12 protein-coding genes, 2 tRNA genes and 1 pseudogene are annotated in these 15998 nt (G+C 27.7%); 14 read left to right on the forward strand and 1 reads right to left on the reverse strand.

All coding sequences use genetic code 4. From position 1 onward, the window contains the following. The first annotated feature begins 411 nt into the window (after window positions 1-411). From FJO69_RS02710 to lon, 7 genes are all read left to right on the forward strand, one after another. Window positions 412-1257 (forward strand): DnaD domain protein, encoded by an 846-nt coding sequence (locus FJO69_RS02710; RefSeq protein WP_140781533.1) that lies wholly within the window; start codon window positions 412-414, stop codon window positions 1255-1257. 21 nt (window positions 1258-1278) lie between these two features. Then, window positions 1279-2193, forward strand: a complete 915-nt coding sequence (locus tag FJO69_RS07550) for a hypothetical protein (protein WP_140781534.1) — start codon at window positions 1279-1281, stop codon at window positions 2191-2193. A 104-nt stretch (window positions 2194-2297) separates the two neighbouring features. Further along, window positions 2298-2372, forward strand: a tRNA-Cys gene (locus FJO69_RS02720). Between the two features lie 7 nt (window positions 2373-2379). Then, window positions 2380-2456 (forward strand) — tRNA-Arg (locus FJO69_RS02725). A gap of 110 nt (window positions 2457-2566) precedes the next feature. Continuing rightward, entirely contained in the window at window positions 2567-3619 is a 1053-nt protein-coding gene (gene hrcA, locus FJO69_RS07555) for a heat-inducible transcriptional repressor HrcA (protein ID WP_140781535.1), read from the forward strand. Next, window positions 3610-4422, forward strand: coding sequence for a nucleotide exchange factor GrpE (locus tag FJO69_RS02735; protein WP_140781536.1), 813 nt, complete (start codon window positions 3610-3612; stop codon window positions 4420-4422). The genes hrcA and FJO69_RS02735 overlap by 10 nt, the downstream gene beginning before the upstream one ends. Before the next feature lie 12 nt (window positions 4423-4434). Next, a complete protein-coding gene (gene lon, locus FJO69_RS07560) occupies window positions 4435-6951 on the forward strand; it encodes an endopeptidase La (RefSeq protein WP_140781537.1) in 2517 nt (838 codons plus the stop codon). Between the two features lie 54 nt (window positions 6952-7005). Here the strand turns inward: lon and gap are convergent, their stop codons facing one another. After that, window positions 7006-8010 (reverse strand): type I glyceraldehyde-3-phosphate dehydrogenase, encoded by a 1005-nt coding sequence (gap, locus tag FJO69_RS02745; RefSeq protein WP_211333788.1) that lies wholly within the window; start codon window positions 8008-8010, stop codon window positions 7006-7008. A gap of 172 nt (window positions 8011-8182) precedes the next feature. Between gap and proS the strand changes: the two genes are divergently transcribed. From proS to FJO69_RS07585, 7 genes and pseudogenes are all read left to right on the forward strand, one after another. After that, entirely contained in the window at window positions 8183-9616 is a 1434-nt protein-coding gene (gene proS / locus FJO69_RS07565) for a proline--tRNA ligase (protein ID WP_140781539.1), read from the forward strand. A 59-nt stretch (window positions 9617-9675) separates the two neighbouring features. Beyond that, the gene (locus FJO69_RS02755; RefSeq protein ID WP_140781540.1) at window positions 9676-9975 is read left to right on the forward strand and encodes a thioredoxin family protein; all 300 of its coding nucleotides are present in this window, start codon (window positions 9676-9678) and stop codon (window positions 9973-9975) included. Window positions 9976-10042: 67 nt separating this feature from the next. Then, window positions 10043-10855, forward strand: a complete 813-nt coding sequence (locus FJO69_RS02760) for an HAD-IIB family hydrolase (protein WP_140781541.1) — start codon at window positions 10043-10045, stop codon at window positions 10853-10855. Window positions 10856-10985: 130 nt separating this feature from the next. Next, window positions 10986-11801 (forward strand): hypothetical protein, encoded by an 816-nt coding sequence (locus tag FJO69_RS07570; RefSeq protein WP_140781542.1) that lies wholly within the window; start codon window positions 10986-10988, stop codon window positions 11799-11801. Between the two features lie 129 nt (window positions 11802-11930). Then, window positions 11931-14237: an EcoAI/FtnUII family type I restriction enzme subunit R gene (gene hsdR / locus FJO69_RS07575; protein WP_140781543.1), complete on the forward strand. Its 2307-nt coding sequence runs from the start codon at window positions 11931-11933 to the stop codon at window positions 14235-14237. A gap of 13 nt (window positions 14238-14250) precedes the next feature. Further along, a complete protein-coding gene (locus FJO69_RS07580; RefSeq protein WP_140781544.1) occupies window positions 14251-15717 on the forward strand; it encodes a class I SAM-dependent DNA methyltransferase in 1467 nt (488 codons plus the stop codon). Beyond that, a pseudogene (locus FJO69_RS07585) lies at window positions 15717-15998 on the forward strand (restriction endonuclease subunit S); the annotation flags it as partial. The gene FJO69_RS07580 and the pseudogene FJO69_RS07585, both read left to right, overlap by 1 nt.

The raw sequence follows: 15998 nt of genomic DNA on the forward strand, positions 1-15998 counted from the left end.
GGCTATATTAGCTAAACCACTTAAATGAAATTTAAATTTAGTCAAGATTTTTAAGTTTTTATTTAAATTTTTTAAAAATTTTTAAATGTAATTTTTTATGCTAAAAAAGCATAAATTTTTGTCTAAAAATACTAATTGTTCTTAATTTAAGAAGAATATAAAAATAACCTAAAATTTAGGCTTAAAAAACCACATTTTAAAAACAACAATTCACATTTTAAAACTTTGAAAAATTGAAAAATTTCACAAAATATTTCTTAATTTAAGAAGATTTAAAAAATTTAAAAATGTTAATATCATTGTGAATTGTTGAATATGGCAAAAACTTATCGCTAATTTTTCTTATTTTTTTCTTAGCTAATTTTTAAAATAATTACACAAGCAAAAAATAAAAAAACGGGAGGTAAGTAAATGTCATATTTTTATATCGATGCTAATAGTTATATTAATAATAACGACTTAGAAAACCTTCGTTTATTTTATTTACCTTTAGTGGGTCGTGATTCTATTTGTTTATACGAGCATTTATTAGATTTATTTAATATTTATAATCGTCAAGAAAAACATTTTTTAGCTGAAACTTCTGAACATTTAGTAATCGATCAACAATTATTATTAGAATGTAGATATAAATTAGAAGCTTATGGTTTAATTAAAACTTACGAAAATAATCAAGGTATTGAAATTTTATTTTTAATTAAACCTTTATCAGCTAACGAAATTGCAACTCATAGTTATTTTGCTAATCAATTAATAAAAAAATGTGGCAAAGAAAAATTTGAAAAATTAATTAATGCTAAAGGTCATTTTACTTTAGATAAATCAAACTTTAAAGAAGTATCTAAAAAATACTATGAAGTATTTGAACTTGAAAGTATTTCTAACGATAAATTAGATTTTGATTTTGTCGTTAAAAACTTAGAAGATTTAAAAGATACTTTAACACCAAAACAATTTATTGAAACTTATACTCAAAAAGATATTTCTTTAACCCAAGCTAAAATGCTGCATGAACTTAAATTAATGAACTTTAATACTTCAGTAATTAACTTATTTATTTGATATTCTATAAGAGTTAATAATGCGGTTGTATGTAAATTTATTGACAAAATTGCAAAAGATTTCGCTTCTAAGAAAATTTTTGAAAAAACTTTAGTAGAAATTGAATTAAATCAAGCTTTTCTTTCAAAACAAATTAAAATACATAATACTGAAGATTTTATAAGCGATGTAGAATCTGATGAACTAAGTTTTTAAAAAATAAGAGGAGGTTTAATTATGGATAAAAATGCATTAGATTCAATTTTATTAGATTTTGATACTTTAAAAGACTTTGATGCCGAAGCTGAAAAAGCCAAAGTTTTAGCTAATCCTAAAATTAAAGAATTGATCGAAAAATTAAACCTTAATAAAATGCAAATTAATGATGGTATGCACTTATTACAAAGATATTATGATTATTGACAAGCAAATCAGCAAGAACCAGAATGAAGTTTATTTGTCAATGTTTATAATCACTTAGATATTGATTTTACTAATTCTCAGTTTGTAAAAAAACAAAAAGAGTATGAACGTTTTTGATTAACCCAAATTACACCATTAGAACCGTTTTTACAAAGTTATTACGATGTAGCCGAAGCACCATTGCCAGTAAATAAATTAAGAGAAATTAACAAAAAATTATTAGCTAATTGAAAACCATTAAGACGTGAAATGTTAAATATTATAAAATCCAAAAGGCATCAAGGATTGCTTATAATTGACCCAAGTTTTATAAATGCTAAAAATATTTTTTCTTTTTTAGCTTTAAAACTTGTACAACTTTTTGAAGATAAAACTGCTGCTATTATCGACACTAATTCGCTTTATAGTTTTTATTACAATAATTTTAGAAACCCAGTTGTTCTTACGAGATTAATAGATCATTTAAGCAACGTAGATTATTTATTTATTGATAAATTTGCGGTTGGAACTAAGAGTGAAGGTTTTATCAGTGATTTAATTAATGTGTTTATAGCTCGTGAAAGTAGCAATAAAATGACATTTATTGCTTCACCAATTGATTTTTCGTCTAAAGACATTTCTTTAATAAATGGAAATTTTAAAAATTCTAATAATTTAGGTTTGCAAAAAGTGGAAGATGTTTTAAAAACAATTATTAAAAGAACAACACAAAAGTTTGTTTTAAATTAATTTTTATAAAAAATTTATTTGTATTAGCTATAAAGCTAATATTTTTTTATTTTTATCTTTGTGTTTTTAATATATAATATTAATTGCATTTATGCCATTGTGTTGCCACCATAGCCAAACGGCCAAGGCATAGGTCTGCAACACCTCGATTACCGGTTCGAATCCGGTTGGTGGCTCCATATTTTTGCGCCCGTAGCTCAATTGGACAGAGTGTTTGGTTACGGCCCAAGAGGTTGCGGGTTCGACTCCTGCCGGGCGCGCCAAATGTTAAGAACAAGCTAACTACTTGTTCTTTTCTTTTCTTATAAATTTAGCAAATAAATAAAAAGAGTGCTAATTATGTGCTAAAATTTCTTTATATTTAAGGAGAGTAATGACAGATAATACAAATAAAGAAGCTCCAACTATTAGATTAAATGCTAAGATTTCTAATATTTTTAAATTAATTGTCGAAATGTTTATTGAAACTGGTGAACCAGTAGCCTCAAAACGTTTAGTAGAAAAATATAATTTAGATTGATCATCTGCAAGTATTAGATCAATGATGGCAGAACTAGAAAAAAATGGTTTTCTAGAAAAACAACATACTTCTGGTGGACGTATTCCTTCTACATTTGGACTTGAATATTATTCAAAATATTTAGTTTATGACAATGAAGAATATTTCACAACTAAACTTGATGATTTATTAGCTAAAAGAAGAATTAGCATTGATTCAACATTAGACGAAGCGGCTAGAGTTATTAGTGAAATGGCGGCATTTACTGTTGTAGCAACTACTAATAATCAAAGTGAAACTTTAAAAAATATTACTTTAACAGTTTTAAATGAAACATCAGCTGTAATTGTTTTAATTACCAGCAGTGGTAATGTGCAAAATAAAATTTTCTACTTTGAAAAAGATATTGAATTAAAAGATTTAAGAGTTGCAGTTAGATTATTTAAAGAAAGATTAATTGATACACCTTTAATTGAGTTGGCTAAAAAAGCAGAAACGCTGGTACCTATATTTAGTGATCAAGTTAAAAACTTTGAACTAATCTTACAAAAATTTGTCAAAAGCATTTTTGTATTTGAAGAAAAGATTGAATCAAAAGCTTTTAACAAAAACGCAATTATTTTATCTAAAAACATATCAAGAGAAGAAATTGCTAACTTATTAGAGTTGATCGAAAATCATTCAATTTGAGAAGCAATCGAAAACAGTTTAGATGAAGAAAATAATATTAAACTTGATTATTCAAGACCTAATATGTGTTTAATTAGTAAAAAAATTGATTATACCAATAATGAAAATGTGAAAGAAATTAGTATTTTAGGACCTAAAAATATTGACGTAAGAAAATCATTTGAAGCTTTAACTATTTTAGAAAAAATAATCAAAGAAAAAAATGATGGCTTTAACGGAGGTAAAAAATGAAATTAAATAAATATGATTATGTTGAATATGTCATTATTTCTGCCGAAGATCATAAATTAATGGCTAGTGATAAAGAATATAAACCAAAAGAAGAACCAAAAAGTTTTGTTTATGGCATTGATTTAATTGAAGAAAATTTAGAGAAATTATTAACTGGCAAAAATTTAAAATTAAATATGTATCACCATGTAAACATTGATAATAAAAAAGTTTATGTCAAAGTTACCAAACATTTAACTACTCCTGAACCTGTTGTTAATTTAATAAATGAAAATATTGAAATTACTAATAAATTAAATTTAAAAAATCAAGAATTAGAAAATACTATTTTAAATTTAAGAAACGAAATGAAAGAACATCAAGAAGCTTTTAAAATTCAAGTTGAAAAAATTCAAAGTAAGGCCCAAGAAGAATTAAATAACTTTAAAAAAGATCGTTCAGAGCATTTTGAAAAAGAATTAAAAGAAGGCAAACAATATGCCTTACAAAGATTTTTAGAAGATTTGATTTTACCTATTAATAATTTTGAAATAGCTATTGCAGCTGCTAAAAATAATGAAAATCAAGTGGTGCAAAATTTTGCTAAAGGTTTTGATATGTTATACAACCAATTAGGCAATATTTTAGCAGATGCTGGAGTTGTTAAAATTCAACCACAAGTTGGAAATTTATATAATCCAATGGAAGAACAAGTTTATGAAGTTGTTGCTTCTGATTTACCAAAAGACACTATTTTAGAAGTTAAAAACATTGGTTATAAATTGCATGATAGAACTATTAAACCTGCATTGGTAATAGTTGCTAAATAGAAAGGAAATACAATGCAAGAATTAAGAAAAAAATTACCGTTTATAGCGGTAAGTAATCAAAAAATTTACCCTTACGTTAAAACTAAAATTAGAGTTGGTAAGGCTAACTCAGTTGAGGCCTTACAAATGGCTTATAACTCATTCGATAAAGCTTTAGCTATAACCTTTGTTGACAATGAAAAACATAATGGTGGCATAGTTGATAATAAAGAACAATTAATTGATGATGTGGTTGTTGCAACAATAACTGACTTTAAAGAAAAAAACGGTATTTACACCGTTACATTAGAAGGCTCAGAAGCAGCTAAATTAATTGAAATCGAAACCAATGGTAAAAGTGAATATAAAACCGTTGCAGAAATAGAAGTTTTAGCTGATACAAAAGCCAAATTAAATGGAAAGGAATTCGATAAACTTTATGAACAATTTAACGTTTTAAGAGAATCTTTAACCAAAGCCATTAAAAATTTAAAAAGTTTAGAAGTTAAAACTAAACAATTTGAAAATCAAATTAATTTATTTACCGATTTATACAATGCTACAAGTGGTCTTGAATTAAAACAAGATATTAAAAATGATGTTTTAGAATTAACAAGTACAGTTTCTTTTAGAATTTTAGAAAGCTTTGAAGATTTAAGTTGAGAAGAATTTAATTATGCTTTAAGCCAATATTTAAATCCTCAAAAAATTGTTGAATTTGCTATTCAAAAATTAGAAGCTCTTTCTTCTATTAAAAAAGTAGAAGACGAAATTAACCGTGGTATGCGTGAAGACATGGAAGATCAACAAAGAGACTTTTATCTAAGAGAAAAAATGCGTCAAATTAAAAAGATGCTTAATGAAGATGAAAGTCAAATTGATGATATCGCTAAGGATTCAACTAAAAATAAACAATTTCCTAAATATGTTTTAGATACCTTACAAAAAGAACAATCTAAATTAGCTTCAATGATGCCTTCAAGTCCTGAAGCTAACATCTCACGTACATACATTGATTTATTATTAAAATTACCTTGAAGAAAAGTAAGTCAAGAAATTATTAACATTCAAAAAGTACGTGAAATTCTTGATTCACATCACTATGGTCTTGAAAAACCTAAGAAAAGAATTTTAGAATTTATTTCTGTTTTAACTCACACTCAAAACCAAAATGCTGAAAAAGAATACGAACCTATTAAAGGCGATGATAAACATTTTATTGACAAAAATCTTTTTGTTAATCAAAACGGAAGCAATAGACCAATTAATAATATTCCTATTTTAACCTTAGTAGGTCCTCCCGGCACCGGTAAAACTACTTTAGCTAAATCTATTGCAGATGCTTTAGATCGTGAATTTGTAAAAGTATCTCTTGGTGGGGTTAAAGACGAAAGTGAAATTAGAGGACATAGAAGAACTTACGTTGGAGCAATGCCTGGAAAAATAATTTCAGCTATTAAAAAATCAGGTGTTTCAAACCCAGTAATTTTATTAGATGAAATTGATAAAATGTCAGCTGATTTTAGAGGGGATCCTACTTCTGCGATGTTAGAAGTTTTAGACCCCGAACAAAACGCTAACTTCCAAGACCACTACTTAGAATTAGAATACGATTTATCAAAAGTGTTATTTATAGCTACTGCTAACTATTACGAACAAATTCCGCCTGCCTTAATTGATCGTGTGGAAATATTACAATTAAGCACCTATACTGTTAAAGAAAAATTAGAAATAGCTAAAACTCATTTATTACCTAAGGTATATGCTCAAAACGCTTTAAAGCCATCACAAATGCAAATTGATGATGAAACTATTGAATTTATTATTAGACACTACACCCTAGAAGCTGGGGTACGTGAACTAAAAAGATTATTAGATACTGTAGCTCGTAAAATTGTTGTTAAATTCTTAGATGGCGAAATTAAAGATGAATTTGTAGTAACAAAAGAAATAGTTGAAGATTTCCTAGGACCAGTTAAATTTGACGAAAAGAAAAATGATAATGAAGCTGGGGTTGGTGTTGTTAATGGTTTAGCTTGAACTCCTTATGGCGGAAGTGTCCTTTCAATCGAGGTTACTTCATTCCCAGGTAAAGAAGGATTAAAATTAACAGGACAACTAAAAGATGTTATGAAAGAATCGGCTCAAATTGCCCTTAACTTTGTAAGAGCCAATGCTGTTAAATTCGGAGTTGATTTTGACTTCGATAATAATTCAGTTCATATTCACGTTCCAGAAGGTGCTGTGCCAAAAGATGGTCCAAGTGCTGGTGTAACATTTACTACTTCTATTATTAGTGCTTTATCAAAAAGATCAGTACCTGCCAACATTGGTATGACTGGAGAAATTACTTTAAGAGGTAAAGTATTACCAATTGGCGGATTAAAAGAAAAATCATTAGCTGCTTCACATTATGGTATTAAGAAAATTTTTATTCCATGAGATAATAGACGTTTATTAATTGAAGTTCCAGAAGAAGTTAAAAAAGAAATTGAATTTATCCCTGTTAAACAATACGAAGAAATTTACGAACATATTTTCAAAAAATAATTAAGAAAAATTCACCCAACTTAATCGTTGGGTGAATTTATTTTTTCATTAATATTATTTAGTAAGCTTTGCAACGTGTTTTAAAGTTCTTACAAATTGATTTACGAATGATGATTCGTTGTCATATCAAGCATATAGTTTATACATTTTTTTGCCATCAACATCTAATACAGCTGTTAATTGGCTATCAAAAATTGAACCAGCTTTTGAACCAATGATATCGCTTGATACTAAAGGTGCGTCTGTATATGAAAATGATTCAGATTCGTGTTTTTTCATCGCTTGGTTAATTTCCTCAACAGTAGCATCTTTCTTAAGTTCAACAGTTAAATCGACAATAGAACCGGTAATTGTAGGCACTCTTAAAGCGATACCGTTCATTTTTCCAGCTAAAGTAGGAACAACTTTACCAATTGCTTTTGCAGCCCCTGTAGTTGTAGGAATCATATTTTGAGCAGCAGCTCTTGCTCTTCTTAAATCTTTATGTGGAGCATCTTGTAATCTTTGGTCGGCTGTATATGAGTGAACTGTTGTCATATAACCTTTTTCAATACCAAATTCTTTTTCTAAAACATTAACAACAGGTGCTAAACAGTTAGTAGTACAAGAAGCAGCTGAAATGATTTTATCTTCTGGGGTTAAAATGTTTTCGTTTACCGAATAAACAACGGTTTTAACATCATCTGATTTTGAAGGGGCTGTAATAATAACTTTTTTAGCTCCTGCGTCAAGGTGAATTTGAGCGGCTTCGGTAGTTGTAAATCTTCCTGTTCCTTCAACAACAATGTCAACACCTAATTCTTTTCAAGGTAATTGAGATGGATCTTTTTCACTGTAAACTCTATATTCTTTACCGTCAACAGTAATTGAATTTTCACTAGCTGAAATTTCATGGTCCATTTTACCGTGAGCGGTGTCATATTTTAATAAATGGGCTAATGTAGCAGCATCTGTTAAATCGTTAATTGCAACAACTTCTAATTCTGGATCGTTAAAAATTTGTCTGAAGATTAATCTTCCGATTCTTCCGAATCCGTTTAAAGCAATTTTAGCTTTCATTAATTATCCTCCATAAATTTGTATGACAAAATAATAAATATTTTGTAATTAAAATTATAAGCTCTTTTTAGTTTATTTTGAGATATCTATTAAAGCAATAATAGCTTTATAGGTTTTTTATATTTATATAAAAACCGAAACAATAAGCAATATTTTAATAAAATTATTAAATATGAAAAAGATTGACAAAATAACTCCACAAAAAGAAGACTTTGCAAGATGATATACTGATGTTATTAAAAATGGTGATTTAATGGCTTATGGAGCTACAAAAGGCTCAATTATTTTTAAACCTTTATCATTTAGTATTTGAGATAACATTCGTTTAAATCTTGATAAAGAATTTAAAAAAGTTGGTGTCCAAAATGTTTATTTACCTTTATTAATTCCTGAAAGTTTATTACAAAAAGAAAAAGACCATTTAGAAGGTTTTAATCCTGAGCTAGCAACTGTTACAGAAGTTGGTGGTAAAAAACTAGCTGAAAAATATTACATTCGCCCTACCTCTGAAACATTGTTTGGTGATTTCTTTAAAAATGAAATTAATTCATATAAAGATTTACCTTTAATTTATAACCAATGAGTTAATGTTATGCGTTGAGAAAAAACCACTAACCCATTTTTAAGATCACGTGAATTTTTATGACAAGAGGGTCATACAATGCACGCGACTGCTGAAGATGGCAAGATGTTAACTACGAAGATGTTAAATATTTATAAAAATTTTGTTGAAGAATATTTAGCTATTCCCGTTATGGATGGTCAAAAAACTGAACACGAAAAATTCTCAGGAGCAGATTTTACTTTTACCATTGAAGCGATGATGAAAGATGGTAAAGCTTTACAAGCAGGAACAAGTCATTATTTAGGTCAAAACTTTACAAAAGCTTTTGATATTACTTTTAAAAATAAAGAAAATCTTTTAGAAAATGCGTATGGCACTTCTTGAGGTGTTTCAACAAGACTTCTAGGAGCTTTAATTATGACTCACGGTGACGATAGAGGAATTATTATTCCACCTAAAATTGCTTCAACCCAAGTGGATATTTTAACCTTATTTGCTAATAAAGATGAAAGAGTTGAAGTTGTTGCAAGTCAAATTAAAAATGATTTATTAGCTAATAATATTTCAGTTAATTTAGATGAAAGTGATAAAGGTGCCGGATTTAAAGCGGCAAACTCAGAAATCCACGGAACACCACTTAGAATTGAAGTCGGACCACGTGATTTAGATAATAATCAAGTAACCCTTGTAAGAAGAGATACTATTGAAAAAATTACTGTTAATTTAGAAGATGTTGTTAAAACCGTTGAAAAACTTTTAGTTGATATTCAAAATAATTTATTACAAAGTGCTAAAGATAGATTGAAAAACAACATTGTAGTAGTTGATAATTACGAAGAGTTCAAAGTTGAAATAGCTAAAGGGCATTGAGTTTACGCTGCTTTTGCTGGTGATGGCGATGATGAAGTTAAAATCAAAGAGGAAACCGGAGCTTCAACTAGATGTATTCCGTTTGTAAAACCTGTATCAATTAATTCTAATAAATGTTTCTATACTAATAAAGAAACTAATAGATACGTAATTTTTGCCAAATCTTACTAAAAAAGTGCTAAAATTTAAAAGCTTAATTACAAAAAAAACTAACGAGGAGGTAAAAATATATGTATATTAAAACAACAAAACAAGAATTAGAAAACAAACATTTAAATGATAAAAAAGCTATTTTAGCTTTTAGAGCTGTTTGATGTCCTCCATGTCAAATGTTAGGACCAGAACTTGAAAGATTAGGCGAAGAAAACGACGAAATTAATATTTATGACATTGATGTAGATCAAGACACTGCGTTTGCCAGAGAAATGAATGTTACATCTATTCCTTCATTATTTTACTTTGCTGATGGCAAACAAGTAAACCACAGTGTTGGTTACATGCCTGCCGAAGAATTATTAAAAAAATTTTAATTAATCAAAAATAAAAGCGTGTTATACGCTTTTTTATTTATACTTATTTAAATATAAAGGAGTAAATATGATCGATTTTAAACCTGAAGCAGTTTTTCTAGATATGGACGGTACTTTTTTAGATCTACCTAAAAAACCTGAAAGAATTAGTGAAACTAATGTTTTAAAAGCTAAAGAATGAAATGATAATAATAGACCAGTAATTTTATCAACCGGAAGATCTAATTCAGAATTTGTAATGGCACTAGCTAATAAAATTAATTCACCTTACGTTATTTGTCAAAATGGTGGAATTGTTGTGGATAGAAATAATAATGTTATTAGAAAGTGTGAAATTAAAAAGGACACTGTAATTAAAATTGTTGAAATTTTAAAGAAAAATAAAATGATTTTTATTTTTAATAGTGGTGATACTGGATATGCTCATGGTCTTAAATTTAAATTTGTGCGTTCATGATTTAAAAGATTAAATTGAAAAACTTATGATGAAATTCAAAAATTAGGTAATTGTACTAAGATATTAACTTTTGGTACTTCTAAGAAAAACATTTTAAAACTAAGAGATGAACTAGCAGCTGCTTTTTCTAATTTATCACTTCACGTTGTTTCAAAAGGATATTCAATTGAAATTAACGATATTAACGCAACTAAGGGAATAGCTGAAAAATTTGTTTGTGATGTAATGAACATTGATCCTAAAAAAGCGGTTCACTTTGGTGATTCTGGCAATGACACTGTAACCATTCCTTACGTAGGTGCTTTTATAGCAATGAAAAACAGTATGAAAAACGTTAAACAACAAGCTAAAATGATAACTTATAGTTTTAAAAAAGCTGGTGTTGCTAAAACTTTATCTGAATTTGAAAAAATTCAGAATTAATCAAAATAATTTAAAAGATTAATTTTTACATTTTTATAAGCAAAATTTGAAAGAAAATACCTATTATGGTATTTTTTTAAATTTAAAAATTTAAAATTATTAAAGGTAATAATAAATAGGAGGGAAATAAATGAAAATTGTAAAATTTGCCGAAGGAGAATCTAAGGTTTTATTACCTTATAAAAAAGATCAATTTATCTTTGTCCAAGATGAAGATGCATTTGATACAAAAGCTTTAATTGGAGAAAAAATATTTTTACCACTTGAAGGTAATTTTGGTTATGTTGTAACTGTTGAAAGTGTTAGTGAACTTGAAACATCAGAAAAAACTAAAATGTGATTTGTTTCAACCGAAGACGTTGCAACTTATGAATTAGGATTAAATGATATGGTTGCAGAAGCAACTAATATCAAACCATATAAAGAAATTTTTACAGGCGAAGCATGTTCTAACATGAGATGAGCTACTTTAATGGTTTTAAAGAAAATGTTAGAATCTAAATTCTTACACCGTATAGCTAAATATGGCGAAGAAGATGAAACCGAAGATGAAGATGAAGGTTCAAAAGAATATATTAAAGCTGTTTTAGATTATTACAAAGAAGCCGAAGAATTTGCTGATAGATGTTTAAAAATTAAAACTGAAGATATCGAAGATTTATGTAAAGAAATGGCAACAATAATCGATTTTATAGCTAGCCATGACGAAGGTAGAAATGCAGTTGATTCAGATTTATTTGTTAAAGAATATCTAATGCAAACCGACATCAACATGAGACAAAAATTTATTCATGAAATGTTGCTTAATTTAAAAGCCGACATCGAAGCACAAGTATTTACTATGGATCATTGTAAATGCGACGAAGAAACTTGTGAATGTGAAAATTGTGAAGAATGTGAATGCTGTGAAATTGAGTGTTTAGGCTGTAAAAAATCAGAATGTTAACATTTAAAAAATTGGTGTGATTACCAATTTTTATTATGCTTAAATTAATTAAATTTTTTTAAGCCTTAAACATATTAGTATCATTTTACTTTTATAAAGTAAAATTTATAGTATATTGCAAACAAAATTATGGAACAAAAAGATTTATTAAACCTAAGTGAAGAGGATACCAAAAGATTATTTATAACCAGAGCTTTAGAAAATAAAGGTTGAAAAAATAATAGCATCTTAATGGAAGTCACTTTACCTAATTCTAGTGAAAAGGCAGATTATGTACTTTATGATTCCAACGGTCAACCAATAGCGGTTTTAGAAGCTAAAAAATATAAATGTCCTGATAGTGAAGGTATCCAACAAGCTAAAAACTACGCCAAACAAATTGGCGTTCATTTTGCTTTTTCTTCAAGTGGCAAAGGTTTTAGAAAAGAAGTTTTTTACAAAGATAAATATTATGCTACAGATCTTAGAATTGAAGAATTTCCAACTCAGAGTAGGTTAATGCAAGAGTTAGAAAACTTAATAAGATCAAATACCCCTGAAATTAAAAATACCAATATTGATATTCATAAATATTTATCATGAGTAAATGATAAATATGAACCTAGATATTATCAAATTAAAGCAGTTAATAAAGTTTTAGATGCGATTGCAGACGGACAAAAACGGATTTTATTAGTAATGGCAACCGGAACAGGTAAAACTTTTGTTGCTCGCAAAATTATTGAAACAGTTAATAAATTTAAACCTAATTCAAGAATATTGTTTTTATGTGATCGCGATGCTATTGCTAATCAAACGGTTAAGGAGTTTCAATCTTTTAAAAGTAAACTAATTAGAATCGGTGTTGATAAAAACAATAAATATGACAAAGCAGCAGAAATTTATATTTCTTTATATCATCAATTAGCACCAAGAGAAGATGTAAACCCTCTTTTAAACTATAAAAAAGATTTTTTTGATTATATTGTCGTTGATGAATGTCATCGCGGGTCTTCAGATGAAAATTCAGAATGAAGAAATATTTTAGAATACTTTGTAGATGCTACCCAAATTGGATTAACTGCTACACCAAAAGAAAGTGAAGATGTTTCTAATCGATTATATTTCGGTGATCCAGTTTATATGTATTCTTTAAAAGAAGGTATTCAAGACGGTTATTTAGCTCCTTATAAAATTTTCCAAATTGAAATGGATGATTTAGAACAAGCTTCTGAAATGGTCGGTAAGCTAGATGAATTTGGACGCGAAATTGATTATGCTCCTGAAGCTAAACATATTGATAAATTTTTCTATTATCAAAAAAGAACCGAAAGAATAGCTCAAAGAATTACTAGCCATTTACAAGAATTTGGACCATATAATAAAACGATTGTATTTTGTAAAAATGACGAGCATGCTTTAAGAATGAGAAATGCTTTAATTAAATATAATCCTGAAATGATGGCTAAAGCCCAAACTGAAGGTAAAGATTATATTGTTAGAATTACTAGTGATGACAAAGAAGGTAAATCACAACTAGAAGCTTTTTGTGATCCGCATGAAAAATATCCAGTTATAGCAACAACCGCCGAACTTTTAACTACCGGTGTTGATACTAAAACATTAAAGTTAATTGTTTTAGATACAGAAATTATGTCAATTATTAAGTTGCAACAAATAATTGGACGAGGAACTAGAATCTATACTTATCAAGATGAAGATCGGGATTTAGAAGCGTTTCAAGATAAAACTCATTTTTTCGTTTTTGACTTTTATAAGTCAACAGATAAACTAGATGATGATATCTGAGGTTTGCCTGATATTAAAATTAAAATCAAAGAATCAACCGAAAGATCTACAGAAATACATCGACTAATTACTGATACTAATAAGTTATATATTAAAGGACCAAGAGTTTCAATTATTAATGAAACTAAATATTCTATTAATAATGATTTAAAACTTGTAGCAGAAATTAATCCTAAAACGGCTAAAGAAAAAATCTTAGGTTTATATAAAACCAAAGAAGAGTTTAATAAAGCTTTTCTAAGTTTAGATATTGCTGAAAAACCATTTTTTGTTAACAATTTATTAAAACAATTAAATATTAATTTAAAAGATATTAAAAACGATTTAGAAGATATTGATAAAAATATCAATGATTTTGATTTTATTAGTTTTTTAGCTTATGGTATTAAACCAAATAGTAAACAAACTAATGTTAATTTAATTAAATCTTCTTTTCTTTTTGCTAATTTGAAAAATAAGCAAAAAGAAATTATTAACATCTTATTGGATAAATATTTACAAAATGGTTATGATGCTTTAATTAATCTTGAAACCTTAGAAGTTTATCCATTATTTGAATATGGTGGAATGAAAAAAATTATCGAACTATTTGGTGGTAGAGATAAATATAATCAATTAATTAATAATTTATTAAAACTAATTATATAAAGGAGAAATAACTATGGAAATAGGTAATTTTGTTAAAAAAATGCAGGATACCATGCGTACTGACGCCGGAATTAATGGCGATGCCCAACGGATTGAACAAATGGTATGAATGCTATTTTTAAAAGTATATGATGCTAAAGAAGCTAACACCTGAGAAATATTAGATAAAAACTATCAATCAATTATTCCAGAAAAATATCGTTGAAGAAACTGAGCTAAAGGTAATATGACAGGAGATAGTCTTTTAGCTTTTGTTAATAATGAGCTTTTTCCGACGCTTAAAAATTTACCTGTTTCTAAAGAAGATCCAATTAAAAAGAAAATTGTTTTAGATGTTTTTGCTGATGCTAATAACTATATGAAAGACGGAGTTGCTTTAAGAAGAGCAATTGATATAGTAGATAGTTTAGAACTAGATACCAAAAGCGATCGTCATGCTTTTGGTGATATTTATGAAAGCATTTTAAAAGATATTCAAAATGCCGGTAATGCCGGAGAGTTTTATACTCCAAGAGCTCTAACAGATTTTATTGTTGAAGTAGTTTCACCTAAATTAACTGATAAAATTGCCGATTTTGCTTGTGGTACTGGCGGATTTTTAACTTCATCAATTAAGTATTTAGATAAACAAGTTACCTCAGCTAAAGATAGAAATTATTTGAAAAACTTTTATGGAGTTGAAAAGAAACCTTTTCCGCATTTATTAGCAATAACTAATTTATTACTACACGACGTTGATTCACCTAATATAATGCATGGTAATTCTTTAGAAAGAAATATTAGAGAATATTCAGAAGCAGAAAAATTTAATGTTATTTTAATGAATCCACCTTATGGCGGTAGCGAAAGAAAAGATATTCAAATTAACTTTCCGGCTGATATAAGAGGATCTGAAACTGCCGATTTATTTATGGGATTAATTATGTATCGTCTTAAAAAAGAAGGTAAAGCAGCAGTTATTTTACCTGATGGCTTTTTATTTGGAACCGATACAACTAAAACTAACCTTAAAAAGATGTTATTAACCCAATATAACTTACATACTATTATTAGACTACCAGGTAGTGTTTTTGCTCCTTATACTTCGATTTCAACTAATATTTTATTTTTTGATAAAAAACCTTCTCAAGGCGAAGTTTGAATTTATCGCATGGATATGCCAAAAGGATATAAAGCTTTTTCTAAAACTAAACCAATTAAGTTAGAACACTTTGATGAAGTTAAAAATTGATTAGCCAATAAAAAAGATATCGTAGATGAAAACGGTAATTATAAAGCTAAAAGATTTACCACCGAAGAGCTTAAAAATTTAAATTACAACTTAGATCAATGTGGTGTACCTCACGTTGAAGAAGTTATTTTAGAACCTAAGCAGTTAATTGAAAATTATTTAAAAGAAAAAGAACAAGTTAATAAAGATATTAAAGATGTATTAAACGAAATAAGTAAAATTCTAGAAATTGATTTAGAGGTTAAATAATGACACCAGATCAACTTAAAAAATCAATTTTAAACTGAGCTATTTCTGGAAAACTAACCAAGCAATTAGAAAGCGACACACCTGTTGAAGTTTTATTAAAAGAAATAGCCAAAGAAAAACAAAAATTAATAGATGAAAAGAAAATAAAACCTTTAAATCCGGTTTATGTATATAAATCCGGAACAAAATGATTTGAAGAAAAAAACGGAATTAAGACCGATATAACCGATCAAATTCCTTTTGAAATACCTAAAAGTTGAATTTGGATTAAGACTAATCAA

Origin of the sequence: [Mycoplasma] falconis (assembly GCF_006385795.1) — a bacterium.
GTDB classification, from domain to species: domain Bacteria; phylum Bacillota_I; class Bacilli_A; order Mycoplasmatales; family Metamycoplasmataceae; genus Metamycoplasma; species Metamycoplasma falconis.